Annotated in this window: 16 protein-coding genes; 14 read left to right on the plus strand and 2 right to left on the minus strand. The window is 62.8% G+C overall.

From position 1 onward, the window contains the following. Positions 1-65 precede the first annotated feature (65 nt). The gene (locus AB4Y85_RS12580) at positions 66-953 is read right to left on the minus strand and encodes a LysR substrate-binding domain-containing protein (RefSeq protein WP_441985240.1); all 888 of its coding nucleotides are present in this window, start codon (positions 951-953) and stop codon (positions 66-68) included. 202 nt (positions 954-1155) lie between these two features. Between AB4Y85_RS12580 and sdhC the strand changes: the two genes are divergently transcribed. From sdhC to zapE, 8 genes are all read left to right on the plus strand, one after another. Then, positions 1156-1551: a succinate dehydrogenase, cytochrome b556 subunit gene (gene sdhC, locus AB4Y85_RS12585; protein ID WP_441985241.1), complete on the plus strand. Its 396-nt coding sequence runs from the start codon at positions 1156-1158 to the stop codon at positions 1549-1551. Between the two features lie 12 nt (positions 1552-1563). Further along, the gene (sdhD, locus tag AB4Y85_RS12590; protein WP_441985242.1) at positions 1564-1983 is read left to right on the plus strand and encodes a succinate dehydrogenase, hydrophobic membrane anchor protein; all 420 of its coding nucleotides are present in this window, start codon (positions 1564-1566) and stop codon (positions 1981-1983) included. A gap of 11 nt (positions 1984-1994) precedes the next feature. Further along, positions 1995-3803, plus strand: coding sequence for a succinate dehydrogenase flavoprotein subunit (sdhA, locus tag AB4Y85_RS12595; RefSeq protein ID WP_441985243.1), 1809 nt, complete (start codon positions 1995-1997; stop codon positions 3801-3803). 19 nt (positions 3804-3822) lie between these two features. Beyond that, positions 3823-4218 carry a hypothetical protein gene (locus tag AB4Y85_RS12600; RefSeq protein WP_441985244.1) on the plus strand — a complete coding sequence of 132 codons (396 nt, stop codon included), beginning with the start codon at positions 3823-3825 and terminating at the stop codon, positions 4216-4218. 8 nt (positions 4219-4226) lie between these two features. Then, the gene (locus AB4Y85_RS12605) at positions 4227-5009 is read left to right on the plus strand and encodes a succinate dehydrogenase iron-sulfur subunit (protein WP_441985245.1); all 783 of its coding nucleotides are present in this window, start codon (positions 4227-4229) and stop codon (positions 5007-5009) included. 84 nt (positions 5010-5093) lie between these two features. After that, positions 5094-5621, plus strand: coding sequence for a hypothetical protein (locus AB4Y85_RS12610; protein ID WP_441985246.1), 528 nt, complete (start codon positions 5094-5096; stop codon positions 5619-5621). A 61-nt stretch (positions 5622-5682) separates the two neighbouring features. Next, positions 5683-6270 carry an AprI/Inh family metalloprotease inhibitor gene (locus AB4Y85_RS12615; RefSeq protein ID WP_441985247.1) on the plus strand — a complete coding sequence of 196 codons (588 nt, stop codon included), beginning with the start codon at positions 5683-5685 and terminating at the stop codon, positions 6268-6270. Positions 6271-6370: 100 nt separating this feature from the next. Next, positions 6371-7558 carry a cell division protein ZapE gene (gene zapE, locus AB4Y85_RS12620; RefSeq protein ID WP_441985248.1) on the plus strand — a complete coding sequence of 396 codons (1188 nt, stop codon included), beginning with the start codon at positions 6371-6373 and terminating at the stop codon, positions 7556-7558. Between the two features lie 7 nt (positions 7559-7565). Here the strand turns inward: zapE and AB4Y85_RS12625 are convergent, their stop codons facing one another. Beyond that, positions 7566-8840 (minus strand): NRAMP family divalent metal transporter, encoded by a 1275-nt coding sequence (locus tag AB4Y85_RS12625; RefSeq protein WP_441985249.1) that lies wholly within the window; start codon positions 8838-8840, stop codon positions 7566-7568. 90 nt (positions 8841-8930) lie between these two features. On the opposite strand from AB4Y85_RS12625, the gene AB4Y85_RS12630 reads away from it, so the two are divergent. The 6 genes from AB4Y85_RS12630 (at position 8931) to odhB (ending at position 17270) form a co-directional block, all read left to right on the plus strand. Continuing rightward, entirely contained in the window at positions 8931-9599 is a 669-nt protein-coding gene (locus AB4Y85_RS12630; protein ID WP_441985250.1) for a TetR/AcrR family transcriptional regulator, read from the plus strand. A gap of 228 nt (positions 9600-9827) precedes the next feature. Then, a complete protein-coding gene (gene mdh / locus AB4Y85_RS12635) occupies positions 9828-10790 on the plus strand; it encodes a malate dehydrogenase (RefSeq protein WP_441985251.1) in 963 nt (320 codons plus the stop codon). A 73-nt stretch (positions 10791-10863) separates the two neighbouring features. Next, positions 10864-12063, plus strand: coding sequence for an ADP-forming succinate--CoA ligase subunit beta (sucC, locus tag AB4Y85_RS12640; protein ID WP_441985252.1), 1200 nt, complete (start codon positions 10864-10866; stop codon positions 12061-12063). 11 nt (positions 12064-12074) lie between these two features. Then, entirely contained in the window at positions 12075-12962 is an 888-nt protein-coding gene (gene sucD, locus AB4Y85_RS12645) for a succinate--CoA ligase subunit alpha (RefSeq protein ID WP_441985253.1), read from the plus strand. 59 nt (positions 12963-13021) lie between these two features. Further along, a complete protein-coding gene (locus tag AB4Y85_RS12650; RefSeq protein ID WP_441985254.1) occupies positions 13022-15982 on the plus strand; it encodes a 2-oxoglutarate dehydrogenase E1 component in 2961 nt (986 codons plus the stop codon). 67 nt (positions 15983-16049) lie between these two features. Then, complete coding sequence (odhB, locus tag AB4Y85_RS12655; RefSeq protein WP_441985255.1) at positions 16050-17270, plus strand: 2-oxoglutarate dehydrogenase complex dihydrolipoyllysine-residue succinyltransferase; 1221 nt, start codon at positions 16050-16052, stop codon at positions 17268-17270. Positions 17271-17286 lie beyond the last annotated feature (16 nt).

The following is a 17286-nucleotide window of genomic DNA, read 5'->3' on the forward strand; positions in this document are numbered from 1 at the left end:
AAATCATTCCGTCCTCACGGCGTTTTGAAGGCAACGTTACAGGGGAGCTGCTTTTTCCGCTGATCTCAGGGGCGTTCCCGCAAATGCTCCACCAGCTGCCGCGCCGAGGGCGGGAGGTCCTTGAGGGAGCGGATGCACAAAGTCAGGTCGCGAGCGGCCCAGGAATCGTCGAGATCGACGATGCCGATCGCTGTGGTGCGAGCGGCGCGCTGGGCGGTGGTTTCGGGCACGATGCCTAAGCCCACGCCGGCCTCCACCATGCGGCAGACGGCATCGAAGCTGCGGAGCTGAACGCGCAAGCGGATCGGCTTGCCGATGCGGGCCGCCTTGCCGGCAAGGAAGCGCTGGAGGGCGCTGGCGCGGTCGAGGCCGACGAAATCGTGGTCGACCACTTCGGCGAAGGAAATGCTGGCGCGGGAGGCGAGGGGGTGTCCGTTCGGCACCACGAGCACGAACCGGTCGCTGCGGAAGGGATAGGTTTCGAGCCGGCCCGTATCGACGGTGCCCGCCACGATGCCGAAATCGCCGACACCTTCAGCGACGAGGCCGACGATCTCGTCGCTCAGGCGCTCCTCGAGGTCTATGGAGACCTGCGGATGCTTGGCCAGAAACGCGCTCAGCGCCTCGGGCAGGAACTCGGTGAGGGCATTGGTATTGGAGAGGATTCGGATCTGGCCCGCCAGGCCGCCGGTGAAGGAGCCTAGATCCTCCCGCAGACGTTCGGCCTGGGCGAGCAGGGTTCGTGCGTGCTGGAGCAGAGTGCGCCCGGCGGGAGTCGGCACCACGCCTTGGCGATTGCGCAGGAGAAGGGGCGCGCCGAGCGACTTCTCCATGTTGCGGATGCGGGTGCTGGCTGCGGCGAGCGCCAGATTGGCCCGCTCGGCCCCATGGGTGATGCTGCCCGCCTCGACCACATGGCGGAAGAGACTGAGATCGGTCAGGTCGAATAACATAAGCTTTCTTCGTCATTCGCGAAGGTAGATAAGAGTAATTAAAAATTGTGCCTTGAGAAGGGGTGGGGCACACTTCGCAAATGACGAAGTATGCCGTTTGTCACAAACTTGGGCAGAAGGCGCATTGCGGTGTCCCCGCGCTTCCGTTACGAACCATTCCAAACTACGGGCGACGTTACGTCGCCGATCAGGAGTGATTGCCATGGCTGAGGCGAAGCTGGCCCCGAGGCCCCTGTCCCCACATCTTCAAGTCTATCGCTGGAGCTGGACGATGGCGATGTCCATCGTCCATCGCATCACGGGATCGGCTCTTTATTTCGGCATCGCGCTTTTTGCGATCTGGCTTGTCGCCCTGGCCTCCGGCCCCTCGGCATTTGACGCCGTGCAATGGTTCTTCGGTTCGCCCATCGGCTACTTGATCCTCTTCGGCTATACCTGGGCTCTCATGCACCACATGCTCGGCGGCGTGCGCCATCTCGTGTGGGATTTCGGCTACGGCATGGAACCGGCCCAGCGCATCAACATGGCCCGCTTCACCCTCGTCGGCTCCATTGTGCTCACCCTTGCGATCTGGGTGATCGCCTTCCTCGCGTTCTAAGGAGACGGACACATGGCCGACAACAGGGCTGATACCCGCGTTTCCATGCGCACCCCGCTTGCCCGTGTGAAGGGCCTTGGCGCAGCCGGTCACGGCGTCGAGCATTGGTGGATGCACCGCGTCACGGCGGTGGCGAACGTTCCGCTCATCATCGCTTTCGTGATCATCGTTGCGGCGCTGGCAAGCTCGCCGTCCTATCAGGAAGCGATCGCCGTCATCTCGCATCCGCTCATCGCGATCATCCTGATCCTCGCGGTGATCTCGGTAGCGAACCATATGCGGCTCGGCATGCAGATCGTGATCGACGATTATGTCCACGACAAGGGTCTCAAGATCGTCGCCACGATCGCCAACAATTTCTATGCCTCGATCATCGGAGTGGCCTGCCTCTACGCCATTCTCAAGGTCAGCCTCGGCCGCATTCTGGTTTAAGGAATTCTCTCATGGCTCAAGCAACGAACGGCAAGGCCTATACCATCATCGACCATACCTTCGACGTGGTGGTCGTGGGTGCCGGCGGCGCGGGTCTTCGCGCCACTGTCGGCTGCTCGCAGGCCGGCCTTCGCACCGCCTGCATCACCAAGGTGTTCCCCACGCGCTCGCACACGGTCGCGGCGCAGGGCGGCATTTCCGCTTCGCTCGGCAACATGGGCCCGGACGATTGGCGCTGGCACATGTACGACACCGTGAAGGGGTCCGACTGGCTCGGCGATCAGGATGCTATCGAGTATCTCGTGCGCAATGCGCCCGCCGCAGTCTATGAGCTGGAGCACTGGGGCGTTCCCTTCTCCCGCACGGCGGAAGGCAAGATCTACCAGCGTCCCTTCGGCGGCATGACCACCGAGTTCGGCAAGGGCACCGCGCAGCGCACCTGCGCCGCCGCCGACCGTACGGGCCACGCGATCCTGCACACGCTCTACGGGCAGGCTGTCCGCAACCAGACGAACTTCTTCATCGAGTATTTCGCGCTCGACCTGATGATGGATTCGGACGGGCGCTGCATCGGCGTCGTCGCGCTCAACCAGTCGACCGGCGAGATCCACCGCTTCCGCGCCCACATGACGATCCTCGCCACGGGCGGCTATGGACGCGCATATTTCTCAGCCACCTCCGCCCATACCTGCACGGGCGACGGCAACGCGATGGTGCTGCGCGCGGGCCTGCCGCTGCAGGACATGGAGTTCGTGCAGTTCCACCCCACCGGCATCTATGGTTCGGGCTGCCTCATCACCGAGGGCGCGCGCGGCGAGGGCGGTTACCTCACCAACTCGGAAGGCGAGCGCTTCATGGAGCGCTATGCGCCCTCCGCCAAGGACCTTGCCTCCCGCGACGTCGTCTCCCGCGCCATGACTATGGAGATCCGCGCCGGTCGCGGCGTGGGCAAGAACAAGGACCACATCTACCTCCATCTCGATCACCTCGACCCGAAGATCCTGCACGAGCGCCTGCCCGGCATCTCGGAAAGCGCGAAGATCTTCGCGGGCGTCGATGTGACGAAGGAGCCGATCCCGGTTCTGCCGACCGTTCACTACAATATGGGCGGCATCCCGACGAACTATCATGGCGAAGTGCTGACGCTGAAGAACGGCAACCCGGACACGGTGGTGCCCGGTCTCATGGCGCTCGGCGAAGCGGCCTGCGTGTCCGTGCACGGCGCGAACCGCCTCGGCTCGAACTCGCTCATCGACCTCGTGGTGTTCGGCCGCGCGGCGGGTCTTCGCTGCGCCGAGATCCTGGAGCCGAATGCGCGTCATGCGGACCTGCCGAAGAGCGCCGACGATCTCGCGCTCTCGCGCCTCGACAAGTTCCGTTATGCCAACGGCTCCACCTCGACCGCCGAGCTGCGCCTCCAGATGCAGAAGACCATGCAGAACAACTGCGCGGTGTTCCGCACCGGCGAGGTTCTGGACGAGGGCAAGAAGCTCATCCACGACGTGTGGAGCGCCTCCGCCGACATCAAGATCACGGACCGTTCGCTCATCTGGAACACCGACCTTCTCGAGACGCTTGAGTTCGACAACCTCATCGGACAGGCCGTCGTCACCATGGAAGGCGCCGCCAACCGTCAGGAATCCCGCGGCGCGCATGCCCGCGAGGACTTCTCCGAGCGCGACGACAAGAACTGGATGAAGCACACGCTGGCCTGGCTCGACGACACCTCTCACAAGGTAACGCTCGATTACCGTCCGGTGCATACCTACACCATGTCGAACGACATCCAGTACATCGAGCCTAAGGCTCGCGTGTATTGAGATTGAGAGACTTGCTGCCATGCATCGCTACCGCTTCATAAATCGCTTAGGCCTCATAAGCGGCGCGGTGCTGGCAGGTGCGGCGTACGCGGCAACGATGGGGATGCTGTGGCTTAAATTCTATATACTAGAGGATAGCCCGACTTGGCTTCGAGTAGTTGTGCTGTGCTGGACAGTTGTAACTCTGCTTTCAGTGTTGCTTGCGATCTTTCTGGCTAAGCGCTGGAGCGGGTTAGCAATTGCTATCAGCACGTTTCTCTCTGTCATTCTGGGAATCTTCTTTGCCCTTCCTGATGAGGGCTATGAGATCCGCTTGCCGCGCGTCTTCATAGGCTCCTTCATTCCCCCTATTCTTTTTGGTTTGTGCTTGGGGGCGTATTGGCGCCGCCGGCTAATCCCAACCAGTGACCTGTAAGGTACGACATGGCCCAGTTCACCCTCCCGAAAAATTCCAAGTACACCGAAGGCAAAACCTGGCCGAAGCCAGCCGATGCCTCAAACGTCCAGGAATTCCGCATCTATCGCTGGAACCCGGATGACGGCGCCAATCCGCGCATCGACACCTATTATGTCGACCGCGACGATTGCGGCCCGATGGTTCTCGACGCGCTGTTATGGATCAAGAACAACGTCGACTCGACGCTGGTCTTCCGCCGCTCATGCCGCGAAGGAATCTGCGGCTCTTGCGCCATGAACATCATGGGCGGCAACACGCTGGCCTGTACGCTCGGCATCGACGATTGCGGATCGGGCGCGATCAAGATCTATCCGCTGCCGCACATGCCGGTGCTGAAGGATCTGGTGCCGGATCTCACGAGCTTCTTCGCCCAGCACGCCTCTATCGAGCCCTGGCTGCAGACGGAGACGGCGGAGCCCGAGACCGAGTGGCGCCAGACGCCGGAAGAGCGCTCCAAGCTCGATGGCCTCTACGAGTGCATCCTGTGCGCCTGCTGCACCACCTCCTGCCCGAGCTATTGGTGGAACGGCGACCGCTTCCTCGGTCCGGCCGCTCTCCTACAGGCCTATCGCTGGCTCATCGACAGCCGCGACGAAGCCACCGGCGAGCGCCTCGACAACCTGCATGATCCTTTCCGGCTCTATCGCTGCCACACGATCATGAACTGCGCGAACACCTGCCCGAAGGGCCTGAACCCGGCAAAGGCCATTGCCGAGGTGAAGAAGATGATGATCGCGCGGGCAGTCTAAAAGCGATAATAAATCTAGCCTAACCGATATGTTTCATTGTAACACTCCGGGCCTGATCTGCTGGATCGGGTCCGGAGTTTCTTTATGCCTGCTCTCTTCGCCCTCCTCGGCACCCTGGGCGTCGCTGCTTTTTGGTTTTACCGGACACGCAATCTAGGTGGCGTTGCGGGCAGACTTGTAGATGCGGCGCAGCGGGCCCGTCAGGCTTATCGGCGCAAGCAGTTCTTTACGAGAGACGAGAATTCTCCCATCGAGGCGGTGACGGATCCGGCTGCAGCGGTCGTGGCCATGTTGATTTCGCTTGCGGCTGAGCGCGGCAGCCTCAGCACAGCCTCCGAGGAGGCAATCAAGGCCGAGATGCAGCATACGATGGGGCTGGTCGCGGTCGAAGAGATCTTCACATTCTCGAAATGGGTGGCGAGCCACACGACGGACCCGAACATCCTGTCCCTGCGCTTCGCCAAGCTCTGGCATGAGAATCTGCAGCCCTCCGAGCGGGCGGATGTCCATGAGATGGCCAAACGGATTGTCGCGGCCAATGGCGCGCCGAACGATGCGCAGCTCAGCGCATTGAGAACATTGCAGGACCGTCTTGGCTTGACACGCCCGTGATGTCTGCCATTTCAAGCTAGCCCAGAAGACTTTCCTCCCGAAACGAGAAGCACTTGCCGCAATGATCGCACCGACATCCCGTGGTTACGCCCTCACCGCCACCCTCTGCGCCGTCCTGGCGCTCGGGGCATGTACGTCCAGCCGCCTGGGCGGGTTCGGTGGCTCGCAGGGGCGTGTTGCCGCCGCGCCTGTGGCTCCCGATCCGATCGAGGCGATCCCCTCCGGCGGTGTCGAATCCGCGCCGCTTGCTCCCATCGAAGGCCAGCCCTTGCCGCCGGTCGGCGCCGCGCCGGGCATGACCCCATCCGCTCCCGGCATGGACATGGCCGCCGCACCCCCAGTTGCTGCTCCCGCGCCTTCCGCTCCCGCCAGCCGCACTTCGATGATCGGCAATTGGTCGGTGCGCGACGCCTCCGGCGCCTCCTGCCGCGTCTCGCTGTCGAGCTCGCCCGCTCTCGATCTCTATCGGGCCTCGGCCTCCGGCTGCTCGAACCAGGACCTGTCCAAGGTCAATGCGTGGGATTACCGCGACGGCGAGGTCTATCTCTACCAGACCGGCGGCTCGGTGGCTGCGCGCCTGCGGGGTTCGTCCTCCGCGCTGTCGGGCGTGCTCGCCAAATCCGGTGCCCCGCTGTCGCTCTCCCGATAAGTTAGCCTTTAAAAATCACTGGGGCGGATTGCGTGAAACACATGCCGCAATCCGCTCTCTTCGTTTGCGCTTCACGGAGCGGAACGCTATCGGTTGATCCGTGACCGATACCCATCTCCCATCGCCCCATTCCATCACAGCCCGCTACGATGCTCTGGTCTCCGCCGGAACCATCGAGCGCGATCCCGCGCAGGTGAAGCTGCTGCGGCAGCTGGAGGCTCTTGCCGAAGCTCTCGGCCAAGTGCGCCTCGCGCGCAAGCCCAGCGCATTAGGCTGGCTGTTCGGCAAGAAGACGCAAGCTGCCCCACTGAGAGGCCTCTATGTCTGGGGCTCGGTGGGGCGCGGCAAGACCATGCTCATGGACCTGTTCTTCGAGGCACTGCCGGTCAGGCGCAAGCGCCGGGTCCATTTCCACGCCTTCATGGCCGATGTTCATGAGCGCATCCATGCTTTCCGCCAGAAACTGAAGACCGGCGAGGTAAAGGGAGACGATCCCATCGCCCCGGTGGCCGAGGCTCTTGCCGAAGAAGCTTGGGTGCTCTGCTTCGACGAGTTCACGGTCACCGACATCGCCGACGCCATGATCCTCGGGCGGCTTTTTACGGCGCTCTTTGCCCGTGGCGTCGTGGTGATCGCCACGTCCAACGTGGAGCCTCACCGGCTTTACGAAGGCGGGCTCAATCGCTCGCTCTTCCTGCCCTTCATCGATCTGCTGCAGGAGCGAATGGAGATCGTGAAGCTGGAATCGCGCACCGATTTCCGGCTCGAGAAGCTCGCGGGCAGCCCCGTCTTCTACGCTCCCGCCGATGAGATCTCCCGCGCAGCGCTGACACGCGCCTTCAAGAGCCTCACGGGCCGGGAGCAGGGCAAGCCGCTCACCCTTACCGTGAAGGGCCATCCCGTCGAGGTGCCGCAGGCGGCGGGCGGCGTGGCGCGCTTCTCCTTCGAGGATCTCTGTTCCAAGCCCCTCGCCGCCAGCGACTTCCTCGCCGTAGCCGAGGAGTTCCATACGGTCGTTCTGGAAAACATCCCGGTCATGAGCTTCGAGCGCCGCAATGAGGCCAAGCGTTTCATCATGCTGATCGATGCGCTCTACGACGCCAAGGTGAAGCTTCTCGCCTCCGCCGAAGCAGAAGCGCCGGAACTCTATCGGGCCGATAGCGGGCGCGAAGCCTTCGAGTTCGATCGCACGGTGTCGCGCCTCATCGAAATGCGCTCGGAAGGCTATCTCACGCTTCCGCATGGACGAGAGGTGTCCGGCACTTCCGAGGGTCTGGTCGAGACCTAAAATCGCGTTAGGCGAGGAATAGACTGGCGATCAGGGCGAAGACGGTCAGCCCCATGAGCGCCGTCGCGCCCCATCCGGCCCAGGCGAGCCAAGTCTTCACCGTGTACTCTCCCAGCACGCGCTTGCTGGTGACGATGCCCATCATCATGGCCATGATGGGAGCTGCCGCGATGCCGTTGATGACGGCGCTCCACAGGAGCAGCTTGATCGGATCGATGCGCAGGAACGCCAGAAGAATGCCAAGGCATGTGGCGCCGCCGAGGATCAGGTAGAAGCCGCGCGCCTGCATCACCGTCAATTCGAGGCTGCTGCGCCATCCGAAAGCATCGGCCGCCGCATAGGCGGCGGAACCTGCGAGAACCGGCACGGCCAGCAATCCTGTTCCGATGATACCGGCAGCGAACACGAAGAAGGTGAACGGCCCTGCGATGGGACGTAGCGCCTCGGCCGCCTGCGAGGCTGTTTGAATGTCGGTGACGCCGCCCTTGTGCAGAGTGGCCGCCGTCGTGACGATGATGAAGAAGGCCACGAGGTTGGAAAACGCCATTCCGATCCAGGTGTCGAGGCTGATTTCCTTCAGCCGCGCCTGCGCCCGCTGAGGCGAGCGTTTGAAGCTGTTGCCGCGCTTCAGCCTGTCCTCCTCCACCTCCTCGGCAGCCTGCCAGAAGAAGAGATAGGGACTGATGGTGGTGCCGAGGATTGCAACGACGAGGAACCAGTAATCGGCGGTGAAGGAGAGGCGCGGAATGAACGTCGCCGTGAACACCTCGCCCCAGGGCACATTGATGCTGAAGGCGGCGGCCACATAAGCGAAGAGCGCGAGTGTCAGGCTTTTGAGATAAGGCGCATATCGCCTGTACGAGATGAAAATCTCGAGCGTGAGGCACAACAGGCCGAAGGCGGCGGCATAGATGTGAGGAGGGCCGCCGCCCAGCATCTGCAGGGCTTCGCCCATAGCCGTCAGGTCCGCCGCGATATTGATGATGTTCGCGCCGCAGAGCAGGGCGATCAGCGCGAAGACGAGAGAGCGCGAATAGATAATTTTGGCGTTGGCCGCGATCCCGCGTCCCGTGACCGCGCCGATGCGGGCGCTGATGATCTGGATGGCCGTCATGAAGGGCGTGGTCAGGAAAACCGTCCACAGCAGGCCGAATCCGGTCTGGGCGCCGGCTTGGGAGTAGGTGGCGATTCCGCTTGGGTCGTCATCCGCCGCACCCGTGATCAGGCCGGGGCCGAGCAGGTTGAAGAGGGATCTACGATGTCTCGGCACAGGTTTCGTCACGGCGGACCCTGGGTGCTGATGGCCTGAACAATAGGTGTGAAGCGAACCCGGCCCGTCAAGCGATCCATTCTGGCCCGGCATCCTCTCTTCATGCTAACGAGGCTCCTGACCGATCCCGTTTCACGCCAGGGCCACCTCAGACCGGATGTCATGAAGAACGTGCGCCATACAATGCCGGTGGAGACGCGGCTGCTGACCATCGCCGCCGATCAGCTCAAGCGCTTCGGCCCTAAAAACGTAACGGTGGTCAGCATCGCCGATGCGGCAGGCATGACCCATGCCAATGTCTATCGCTACTTCGCCTCAAAAGCAGCCTTGATCGATGCGGTCGCCGGCCAATGGCTCCGGCGGTTAGAGGCCACCATCGCCGACATCGCGGATGCTCCCGACCCCACCGACGACAAGCTGGAGCGCCTGATCCATGCCTGGGCGCATGCCCACCGGGAACTCCTGCAGGAAGACCGCCATCTCTTCGATGTGCTCTGCTCCGCCACCGAGACCTCACGGGCTCTGGTCCGCAAGCACCGCTCCCGCATGCGGGCGCTGATCGAGCGGGTGCTCGACGAGGGGATCACGACGGGTAAGTTCGACCCCAGAGACCGAGAGAGGGCGGTCGCCTTCATCAGCGACGCGGTCTACCGCTTCATTAACCCCCTGACCGTCAGGCTCGATGCCGAGGTTCCCCAGGACCTTCTGGACCAGCGGCTGGCGGTGATGATCAGGGTCATTCTTCGGTCCCTGGATATCGGGACCGTATAAGTTAAGTTACAAATTTCAAAAATTGTAACAGAAAATTCGGAGCCGCAACAAAGCTTCTAAATAGCTGATAAGGCGGACTAAACAGGAATGGCCACGCTGTACGGCCTCGCTCGATAGCTCTAAAGCCTTGCAGGTTAACCTTTTGCTGGCTTGAAGCAGACCCATTTCTGAGTCAAACAGCGCCACACTTCACAAGGCCCCAGCTTTCACAACACCCAAGGACAGACCATGGCCCGGAAAAAGATCGCGCTCATCGGTGCAGGCCAGATCGGCGGTACGCTCGCCCATCTCGTCGGCTTGAAGGAACTCGGCGACGTCGTTCTCTTCGACATCGCGGAAGGCATCCCCCAGGGCAAAGGTCTCGATATCGCGGAATCCGCGCCGGTCGACGGTTTCGACGCCAAGTACAAGGGCGCCAACGATTACGCCGCCATCGAAGGCGCCGATGTGATCATCGTGACCGCCGGCGTGCCGCGCAAGCCCGGCATGAGCCGCGACGACCTGATCGGCATCAACCTGAAGGTCATGGAAGCTGTCGGCAACGGCATCAAGCAATATGCCCCGAACGCCTTCGTCATCTGCATTACCAACCCGCTCGACGCCATGGTGTGGGCGCTCCAGAAGTTCTCCGGCCTGAAGCCTGAGAAGATCGTCGGCATGGCCGGCGTGCTGGACTCGGCCCGCTTCCGCCACTTCCTCGCTGAAGAGTTCAACGTCTCTGTGAAGGATGTGACCGCCTTCGTGCTTGGCGGCCACGGCGACGACATGGTGCCGCTGGTTCGCTATTCCACGGTCGCTGGCGTGCCATTGCCCGACCTCGTGAAGATGGGCTGGACGACCCAGGAAAAGCTGGACGCCATGGTCGAGCGCACCCGTAAAGGGGGCGGCGAGATCGTCAACCTGCTCAAGACCGGTTCCGCCTTCTACGCGCCTGCCGCTTCCGCCATCGCGATGGCCGAGAGCTACCTCAAGGATCAGAAGCGCGTTCTGCCCTGCGCGGCCTACCTGACGGGCCAGTACGGCGTGAAGGACATGTTCGTCGGCGTGCCGATCGTGATCGGCGAGAAGGGCGTCGAGCGCATCGTCGAGGTCGAGTTCTCCGGCGATGAGAAGGCCATGTTCGAGAAGTCCGTCTCCTCCGTGCAGGGCCTCATCGACGCCTGCAAGCAGATCAATTCGACACTCGCTTAATTCACAGTGACGTTTTGGCCGGGTTCATCTCCGGCCATCCATGTCTTTCAACCGCACATGCGGAGAGAAACGAATGAACATCCATGAATATCAAGGCAAAGCCGTTCTGAAGGAGTTCGGTCTTCCGGTCTCCAACGGCGTCGCCATCTTCTCCGCCGACGAGGCGGAAGCCGCTGCCAAAAAGCTCGGCGGTCCGCTCTGGGTCGTGAAGTCCCAGATCCATGCGGGCGGTCGCGGCAAGGGCAAGTTCAAGGAAGCCGCTGCCGGCGAGAAGGGCGGCGTGCGCCTCGCCAAGTCCGTGGAAGAGGTGAAGGAATTCGCCAAGCAGATGCTCGGCAACACCCTCGTCACGATCCAAACGGGCGATGCCGGCAAGCAGGTCAACCGCCTCTATATCGAGGACGGCTCCGACATCGAGCGCGAGCTTTATCTCTCCATGCTCGTCGACCGCGCCACCGGCCAGGTTGCCTTCGTCGTCTCGACGGAAGGCGGCATGGATATCGAGCAGGTCGCTCACGACACCCCTGAGAAGATCCTCACCTTCTCCGTCGATCCGGCAACCGGCGTCATGCCCCATCACGGCCGTACGGTCGCCAAGGCGCTCGGCCTCACCGGCCCGCTCGCCAAGGAAGCCGAGGATCTGGTCTCCAAGCTCTACAAGGCCTTCACCGCGAAGGACATGGAGATGCTCGAGATCAACCCGCTGATCGTGACCCAGGACGGTCACCTGAAGTGCCTCGACGCCAAAATCTCCTTCGACGGCAATGCTCTGTATCGTCACCCTGACGTGGTCGCGCTTCGCGACATCACGGAAGAGGACGCGAAGGAAATCGAAGCCTCCAAATACGACCTCGCTTATATCGCCCTCGACGGCACCATCGGCTGCATGGTCAACGGCGCAGGCCTTGCCATGGCAACCCTCGACATCATCAAGCTCTACGGCGAAGAGCCGGCGAACTTCCTCGATGTCGGCGGCGGCGCTTCCGAAGAGAAGGTCACGGCGGCGTTCAAGATCATCACCGCCGACCCGCAGGTGAAGGGCATCCTCGTCAACATCTTCGGCGGCATCATGAAGTGCGACGTCATCGCTCGCGGTGTTCTCGCCGCGGTGAAGGCTGTCGGCCTGCAGGTTCCGCTGGTCGTGCGCCTTGAGGGCACAAACGTCGAAGAGGGCAAGAAGATCATCCGCGAGTCCGGTCTCAACGTGATCCCCGCCGACGACCTCGACGACGCCGCCCAGAAGATCGTGAACGCCGTGCGCGGCGGAAAGTAAGGTTCGAGCTGATGTCCATTCTGATCGACAAGAACACCAAGGTCATCTGCCAGGGCTTCACCGGCAAGAACGGGACCTTCCACTCCGAGCAGGCCATCGCCTACGGCACCAAGATGGTCGGCGGCACCTCGCCCGGCAAAGGCGGCTCCACGCACCTGAACCTGCCCGTGTTCGACACGGTCATGGAAGCGCGTGAGAAGACCGGCGCCGACGCCTCCGTCGTCTACGTTCCGCCTCCGGGCGCGGCCGATGCGATCTGCGAGGCTATCCAGGCCGAGATCCCGCTCATCGTCTGCATCACGGAAGGCATTCCGGTGCAGGACATGGTGCGCGTGAAGCGCTCGCTCGTGGGCTCCAAGTCGCGCCTCATCGGCCCGAACTGCCCCGGCATCGTGACGGCTGGTGAATCGAAGATCGGCATCATGCCAGCCAACATCTTCAAGCCTGGCAATGTCGGCATCGTGTCGCGCTCCGGCACGCTGACCTATGAAGCCGTGTTCCAGACCACCAACGAAGGCCTCGGCCAGACCACCGCTGTCGGCATCGGCGGCGACCCGGTGAAGGGCACCGAGTTCATCGACATGCTCGACATGTTCCTCTCCGATCCCAAGACCGAGTCGATCATCATGATCGGCGAGATCGGCGGCTCGGCCGAGGAAGAGGCTGCCGAGTTCATTGCCCGCGAGGCCAAGAAAGGCCGCAAGAAGCCGATGGTCGGCTTCATCGCCGGCCGCACGGCTCCTCCCGGACGCCGCATGGGCCATGCCGGCGCGATCATCTCCGGCGGCAAAGGCGGCGCGGAAGACAAGATCGCCGCGATGGAAGCCGCGGGCATACGCGTCTCGCCGTCTCCGGCGCGACTGGGCAAGACCCTGGTCGAGGTTCTCAAGGGTAAGTAACGAGAATAGGTCGCCCCGGTGTCGGGGCGGCCAATCACCTTTTTGATGTGTAGGTTGCCATGGCACGCCAAGACGCCAACGAAAACTTCCTGAACACCGCTTTCCTCTATGGGGCGAACGCGTCCTATATCGAGGAGCTCCAGGCCCGCTACGAGAAGGATCCGTCCTCGGTCGATGCCGAGTGGCAGGGGTTCTTTGGCGCGTTGAAGGACGACAAGCAGGCTGTCGAGAAGGCGGCCAACGGCCCGTCCTGGGAAAAGCCGAACTGGCCGATTCCCGCCAATGGCGAGCTGATCTCTGCGCTCGACGGCAACTGGGCGCAGGTCGAGAAGGTCGTCGGCGACAAGATCAAGGCGAAGGCCGACGCGAAAGGCTCGCAGATCAGCGAGGCCGACGTTCAGCAGGCGACCCGCGATTCCGTGCGCGCCATCATGCTCATCCGCGCCTACCGCGTGCGCGGCCACCTGCATGCCAAGCTCGATCCGCTCAACATCAATCCCCCTCCGAGCGACGAGGAGCTGCATCCGTCGCATTACGGCTTCACGGAAGCCGATTGGGATCGCAAGATCTTCCTCGATAACGTGCTCGGCCTCGAATTCGGCACGATCCGCGAGATCGTCGCCATTCTCGAGCGCACCTATTGTCAGACACTCGGCGTCGAATTCATGCACATCTCCGACCCGGTCGAGAAGGCCTGGATTCAGGAGCGCATCGAAGGTCCGGATAAAGAGATCACCTTCACGAAGGAGGGCAAGCGCGCCATCCTCAACAAGCTCGTGGAGGCCGAAGGCTTCGAGAAATTCCTGGATGTCCGCTATACCGGCACCAAGCGCTTCGGCCTGGACGGCGGTGAGTCGCTCATTCCGGCACTCGAGCAGATCATCAAGCGCGGCGGCAATCTGGGCACGAAGGAAATCGTGTTCGGCATGGCGCATCGTGGCCGCCTGAACGTGCTGACGCAGGTGATGGGCAAGCCGCACCGCGCGCTGTTCCACGAGTTCAAGGGCGGCTCCTTCGCCCCCGACGACGTGGAAGGCTCCGGCGACGTGAAGTACCATCTTGGCGCTTCCTCCGACCGCACCTTCGACGGCAACAACGTCCACCTGTCGCTCACCGCCAACCCCTCGCACCTGGAGATCGTCGATCCCGTGGTGCTCGGCAAGGTGCGGGCCAAGCAGGACCAGCACGGCTGCACGCCGGATAACCGCAGCGCGGTGATGCCGCTCCTCATCCATGGCGATGCCGCTTTCGCGGGCCAGGGCGTGGTGGCGGAGTGCCTCGGGCTTTCGGGCCTTCGCGGCCACCGCACGGGTGGTTCGATCCACTTCATCATCAACAACCAGATCGGTTTCACCACCGATCCGCGCTTCTCGCGTTCCTCGCCCTATCCGTCCGACGTGGCGAAGATGGTCGAGGCGCCGATCTTCCACGTGAACGGCGACGATCCGGAAGCCGTGGTGTTCGCGGCGAAAGTCGCCACCGAATACCGTCAGCGCTTCCAGAAGCCTGTCGTCATCGACATGTTCTGCTATCGCCGCTTCGGCCACAACGAGGGTGACGAGCCGTCATTCACCCAGCCGCTGATGTACCGCAAGATCCGTCAGCACCCCGGCATCATCGAGCTCTATTCCAAGAAACTCATCGCCGACGGCGTCATCACCGAAACCGAAGTCGAGGAGATGAAGGCTGCCTGGCGCTCGAAGCTCGACGCCGAGTTCGACATCGCCTCCAACTACAAGCCCAACAAGGCCGACTGGCTCGATGGCCGCTGGTCGGGCCTCAAGGCCGTGCGTGAGGATCAGGACGATCCGCGCCGTGGCCAGACGGGCTTGACGTCGGAGATGCTGCAGAAGATCGGCAAGGCGCTGACCTCCGTGCCGGAGGGCTTCCACGTCCACAAGACGATCCAGCGCTTCCTCGACAACCGCAAGAAGATGATGGAAACCGGCGAAGGCCTGGACTGGGCCATGGGCGAAGCGCTCGCCTTCGGCTCATTGCTGGTCGAGGGCCACCGCGTGCGTCTCTCCGGTCAGGATTGCGAGCGCGGCACCTTCTCGCAGCGCCACTCCGTTCTCACCGACCAGGAGAACGAGGAGCGCTACACCAACCTCAACCACATCACCGACGATCAGGCCCGCTACGAGGTCATCAACTCGATGCTCTCGGAGGAAGCGGTGCTCGGTTTCGAGTACGGCTATACCCTCTCGGAGCCGAACGCGCTGACCCTGTGGGAAGCCCAGTTCGGCGACTTCGCCAACGGCGCGCAGGTCGTGTTCGACCAGTTCATCTCGTCGGGTGAGCGCAAATGGCTTCGCATGTCGGGTCTCGTCTGCCTGCTGCCGCATGGCTACGAGGGACAGGGTCCGGAGCACTCCTCCGCCCGCCTGGAGCGCTTCCTGCAGATGTGCGCGGAAGACAACATGCAGGTTGCGTACTGCTCGACGCCGGCGAACTACTTCCACATCCTGCGCCGTCAGCTGAAGCGCGACTTCCGCAAGCCCCTGATCCTGATGACGCCGAAATCCCTTCTGCGCCACAAGCGCTGCACTTCGTCGCTTGCCGACATCGCGGAAGGAACGTCGTTCCACCGCGTGCTGCAGGACGATGCGCAGCGCGGCACGGACGGCATCAAGCTGGTGAAGGACGACAAGATCCGGCGCGTGGTGATCTGCACGGGCAAGGTCTATTACGATCTGCTCGAAGAGCGCGAGAAGCGAGGCATCGATGATGTCTACCTGCTGCGCGTGGAGCAGCTCTATCCGTTCCCGGCGAAATCCGTCGCCAACGAGATTGCCCGCTTCAAGAAGGCCGATGTGGTGTGGTGCCAGGAAGAGCCCAAGAACATGGGCTCCTGGATGTTCGTCGAGCCCTACCTCGAGTGGGTGCTCAAGACGGCAGGCTCCAAGGTGGATCGCCCGCGCTATGTGGGCCGCCCCGCCTCCGCCGCGACCGCGACGGGCCTTATGTCCAAGCACATGAACCAGCTGCAGGCTTTCCTCGACGAGGCTTTCGCGGCATAAATTCCGCGAAAGCTCTCATCCATTCCGAGGGGCTTGAGAAGAGCCCCGCAAAGACCCGAAGACGACCATGGCAACCGAAATCCGCGTACCTACTCTCGGCGAATCCGTTTCAGAGGCTACCATCGGCCGCTGGTTCAAGAAGCCCGGCGATCCCGTGAAGGCCGATGAGCCTGTGCTCGAGCTCGAAACCGACAAGGTGACGCTCGAAGTCAACGCTCCCGCGAGCGGCACGCTGGGCGAGATCGTCGCCAAGGACGGCGAGACGGTCGCTCCCGGCGCGGTGCTCGGCTCCATCGTCGAAGGCGGCGCTGCCGCTGCCCCCGCCAAGGCCGAGGCTCCGAAGGCTGCGCCAGTGCCCGCCGCCGCGTCCGCACCGGCCGCCGCCCCCGCCGCCAACAAGGACAACGGCCCGGCCGTGGCCCGCCTCGCTGCCGAGAGCGGCGTGAGCCCGGCCAATGTCGGCGGCACGGGTAAGGACGGTCGCGTGACCAAGGGTGACATGCTCGCCGCGATCGCCACGGGCGGCGCTTCGGCTCCGGCCCCGGCTGCTCCTGTTGCGGTGCGCGCGCCGTCCGCTCCGGTCGATGCCGAGCGCGAAGAGCGCGTGAAGATGACGAAGCTGCGCCAGACTATCGCGCGCCGCCTTAAGGAAGCCCAGAATACCGCCGCGATGCTCACCACGTTCAATGACGTGGACATGAGCGCCGTGATGCAGCTCCGCAGCCAGTACAAGGACGTGTTCGAGAAGAAGCACGGCACGAAGCTCGGCTTCATGGGCTTCTTCACCAAGGCTGTGGTCCAGGCGCTGAAGGACATCCCGGCGGTGAACGCCGAGATCGACGGGCAGGATCTCGTCTACAAGAACTATTACCACATCGGCGTCGCCGTCGGCACCGAGAAGGGCCTCGTGGTTCCCGTGGTGCGCGATGCGGACAACCTTTCGATCGCCGGCATCGAGAAGACCATCGCCGATTTCGGCAAGCGTGCTCGTGACGGCAAGCTCGGCATCGACGAGATGCAGGGTGGCACCTTCACCATCACCAATGGCGGCATTTACGGTTCGCTCATGTCGACGCCGATCCTCAACGCGCCGCAATCGGGCATTCTCGGCATGCACCGCATCGAGGAGCGCCCGGTGGTCCGCAACGGCCAGGTGGTCGTGCGCCCGATGATGTACCTCGCGCTGTCCTACGATCACCGCATCGTCGACGGCAAGGAAGCCGTGACCTTCCTCGTGCGCGTCAAGGACGCGCTGGAAGATCCGGCCCGTCTGGTTCTCGATTTGTAATTCTCAACGTGACTGT

The organism is Microvirga sp. 2YAF29 (assembly GCF_052114605.1).
Classification (GTDB): Bacteria; Pseudomonadota; Alphaproteobacteria; order Rhizobiales; family Beijerinckiaceae; genus Microvirga.

Bases quoted from the DNA above. Each gene is read 5' to 3' on its own strand.
- AB4Y85_RS12580 (WP_441985240.1), bottom strand. From the start codon at position 953: ATGTTATTCGACCTGACCGATCTCAGTCTCTTCCGCCATGTGGTCGAG.
- sdhC (WP_441985241.1), top strand. From the start codon at position 1,156: ATGGCTGAGGCGAAGCTGGCCCCGAGGCCCCTGTCCCCACATCTTCAA.
- sdhD (WP_441985242.1), top strand. From the start codon at position 1,564: ATGGCCGACAACAGGGCTGATACCCGCGTTTCCATGCGCACCCCGCTT.
- sdhA (WP_441985243.1), top strand. From the start codon at position 1,995: ATGGCTCAAGCAACGAACGGCAAGGCCTATACCATCATCGACCATACC.
- AB4Y85_RS12600 (WP_441985244.1), top strand. From the start codon at position 3,823: ATGCATCGCTACCGCTTCATAAATCGCTTAGGCCTCATAAGCGGCGCG.
- AB4Y85_RS12605 (WP_441985245.1), top strand. From the start codon at position 4,227: ATGGCCCAGTTCACCCTCCCGAAAAATTCCAAGTACACCGAAGGCAAA.
- AB4Y85_RS12610 (WP_441985246.1), top strand. From the start codon at position 5,094: ATGCCTGCTCTCTTCGCCCTCCTCGGCACCCTGGGCGTCGCTGCTTTT.
- AB4Y85_RS12615 (WP_441985247.1), top strand. From the start codon at position 5,683: ATGATCGCACCGACATCCCGTGGTTACGCCCTCACCGCCACCCTCTGC.
- AB4Y85_RS12630 (WP_441985250.1), top strand. From the start codon at position 8,931: ATGCTAACGAGGCTCCTGACCGATCCCGTTTCACGCCAGGGCCACCTC.
- mdh (WP_441985251.1), top strand. From the start codon at position 9,828: ATGGCCCGGAAAAAGATCGCGCTCATCGGTGCAGGCCAGATCGGCGGT.
- sucC (WP_441985252.1), top strand. From the start codon at position 10,864: ATGAACATCCATGAATATCAAGGCAAAGCCGTTCTGAAGGAGTTCGGT.
- sucD (WP_441985253.1), top strand. From the start codon at position 12,075: ATGTCCATTCTGATCGACAAGAACACCAAGGTCATCTGCCAGGGCTTC.
- AB4Y85_RS12650 (WP_441985254.1), top strand. From the start codon at position 13,022: ATGGCACGCCAAGACGCCAACGAAAACTTCCTGAACACCGCTTTCCTC.
- odhB (WP_441985255.1), top strand. From the start codon at position 16,050: ATGGCAACCGAAATCCGCGTACCTACTCTCGGCGAATCCGTTTCAGAG.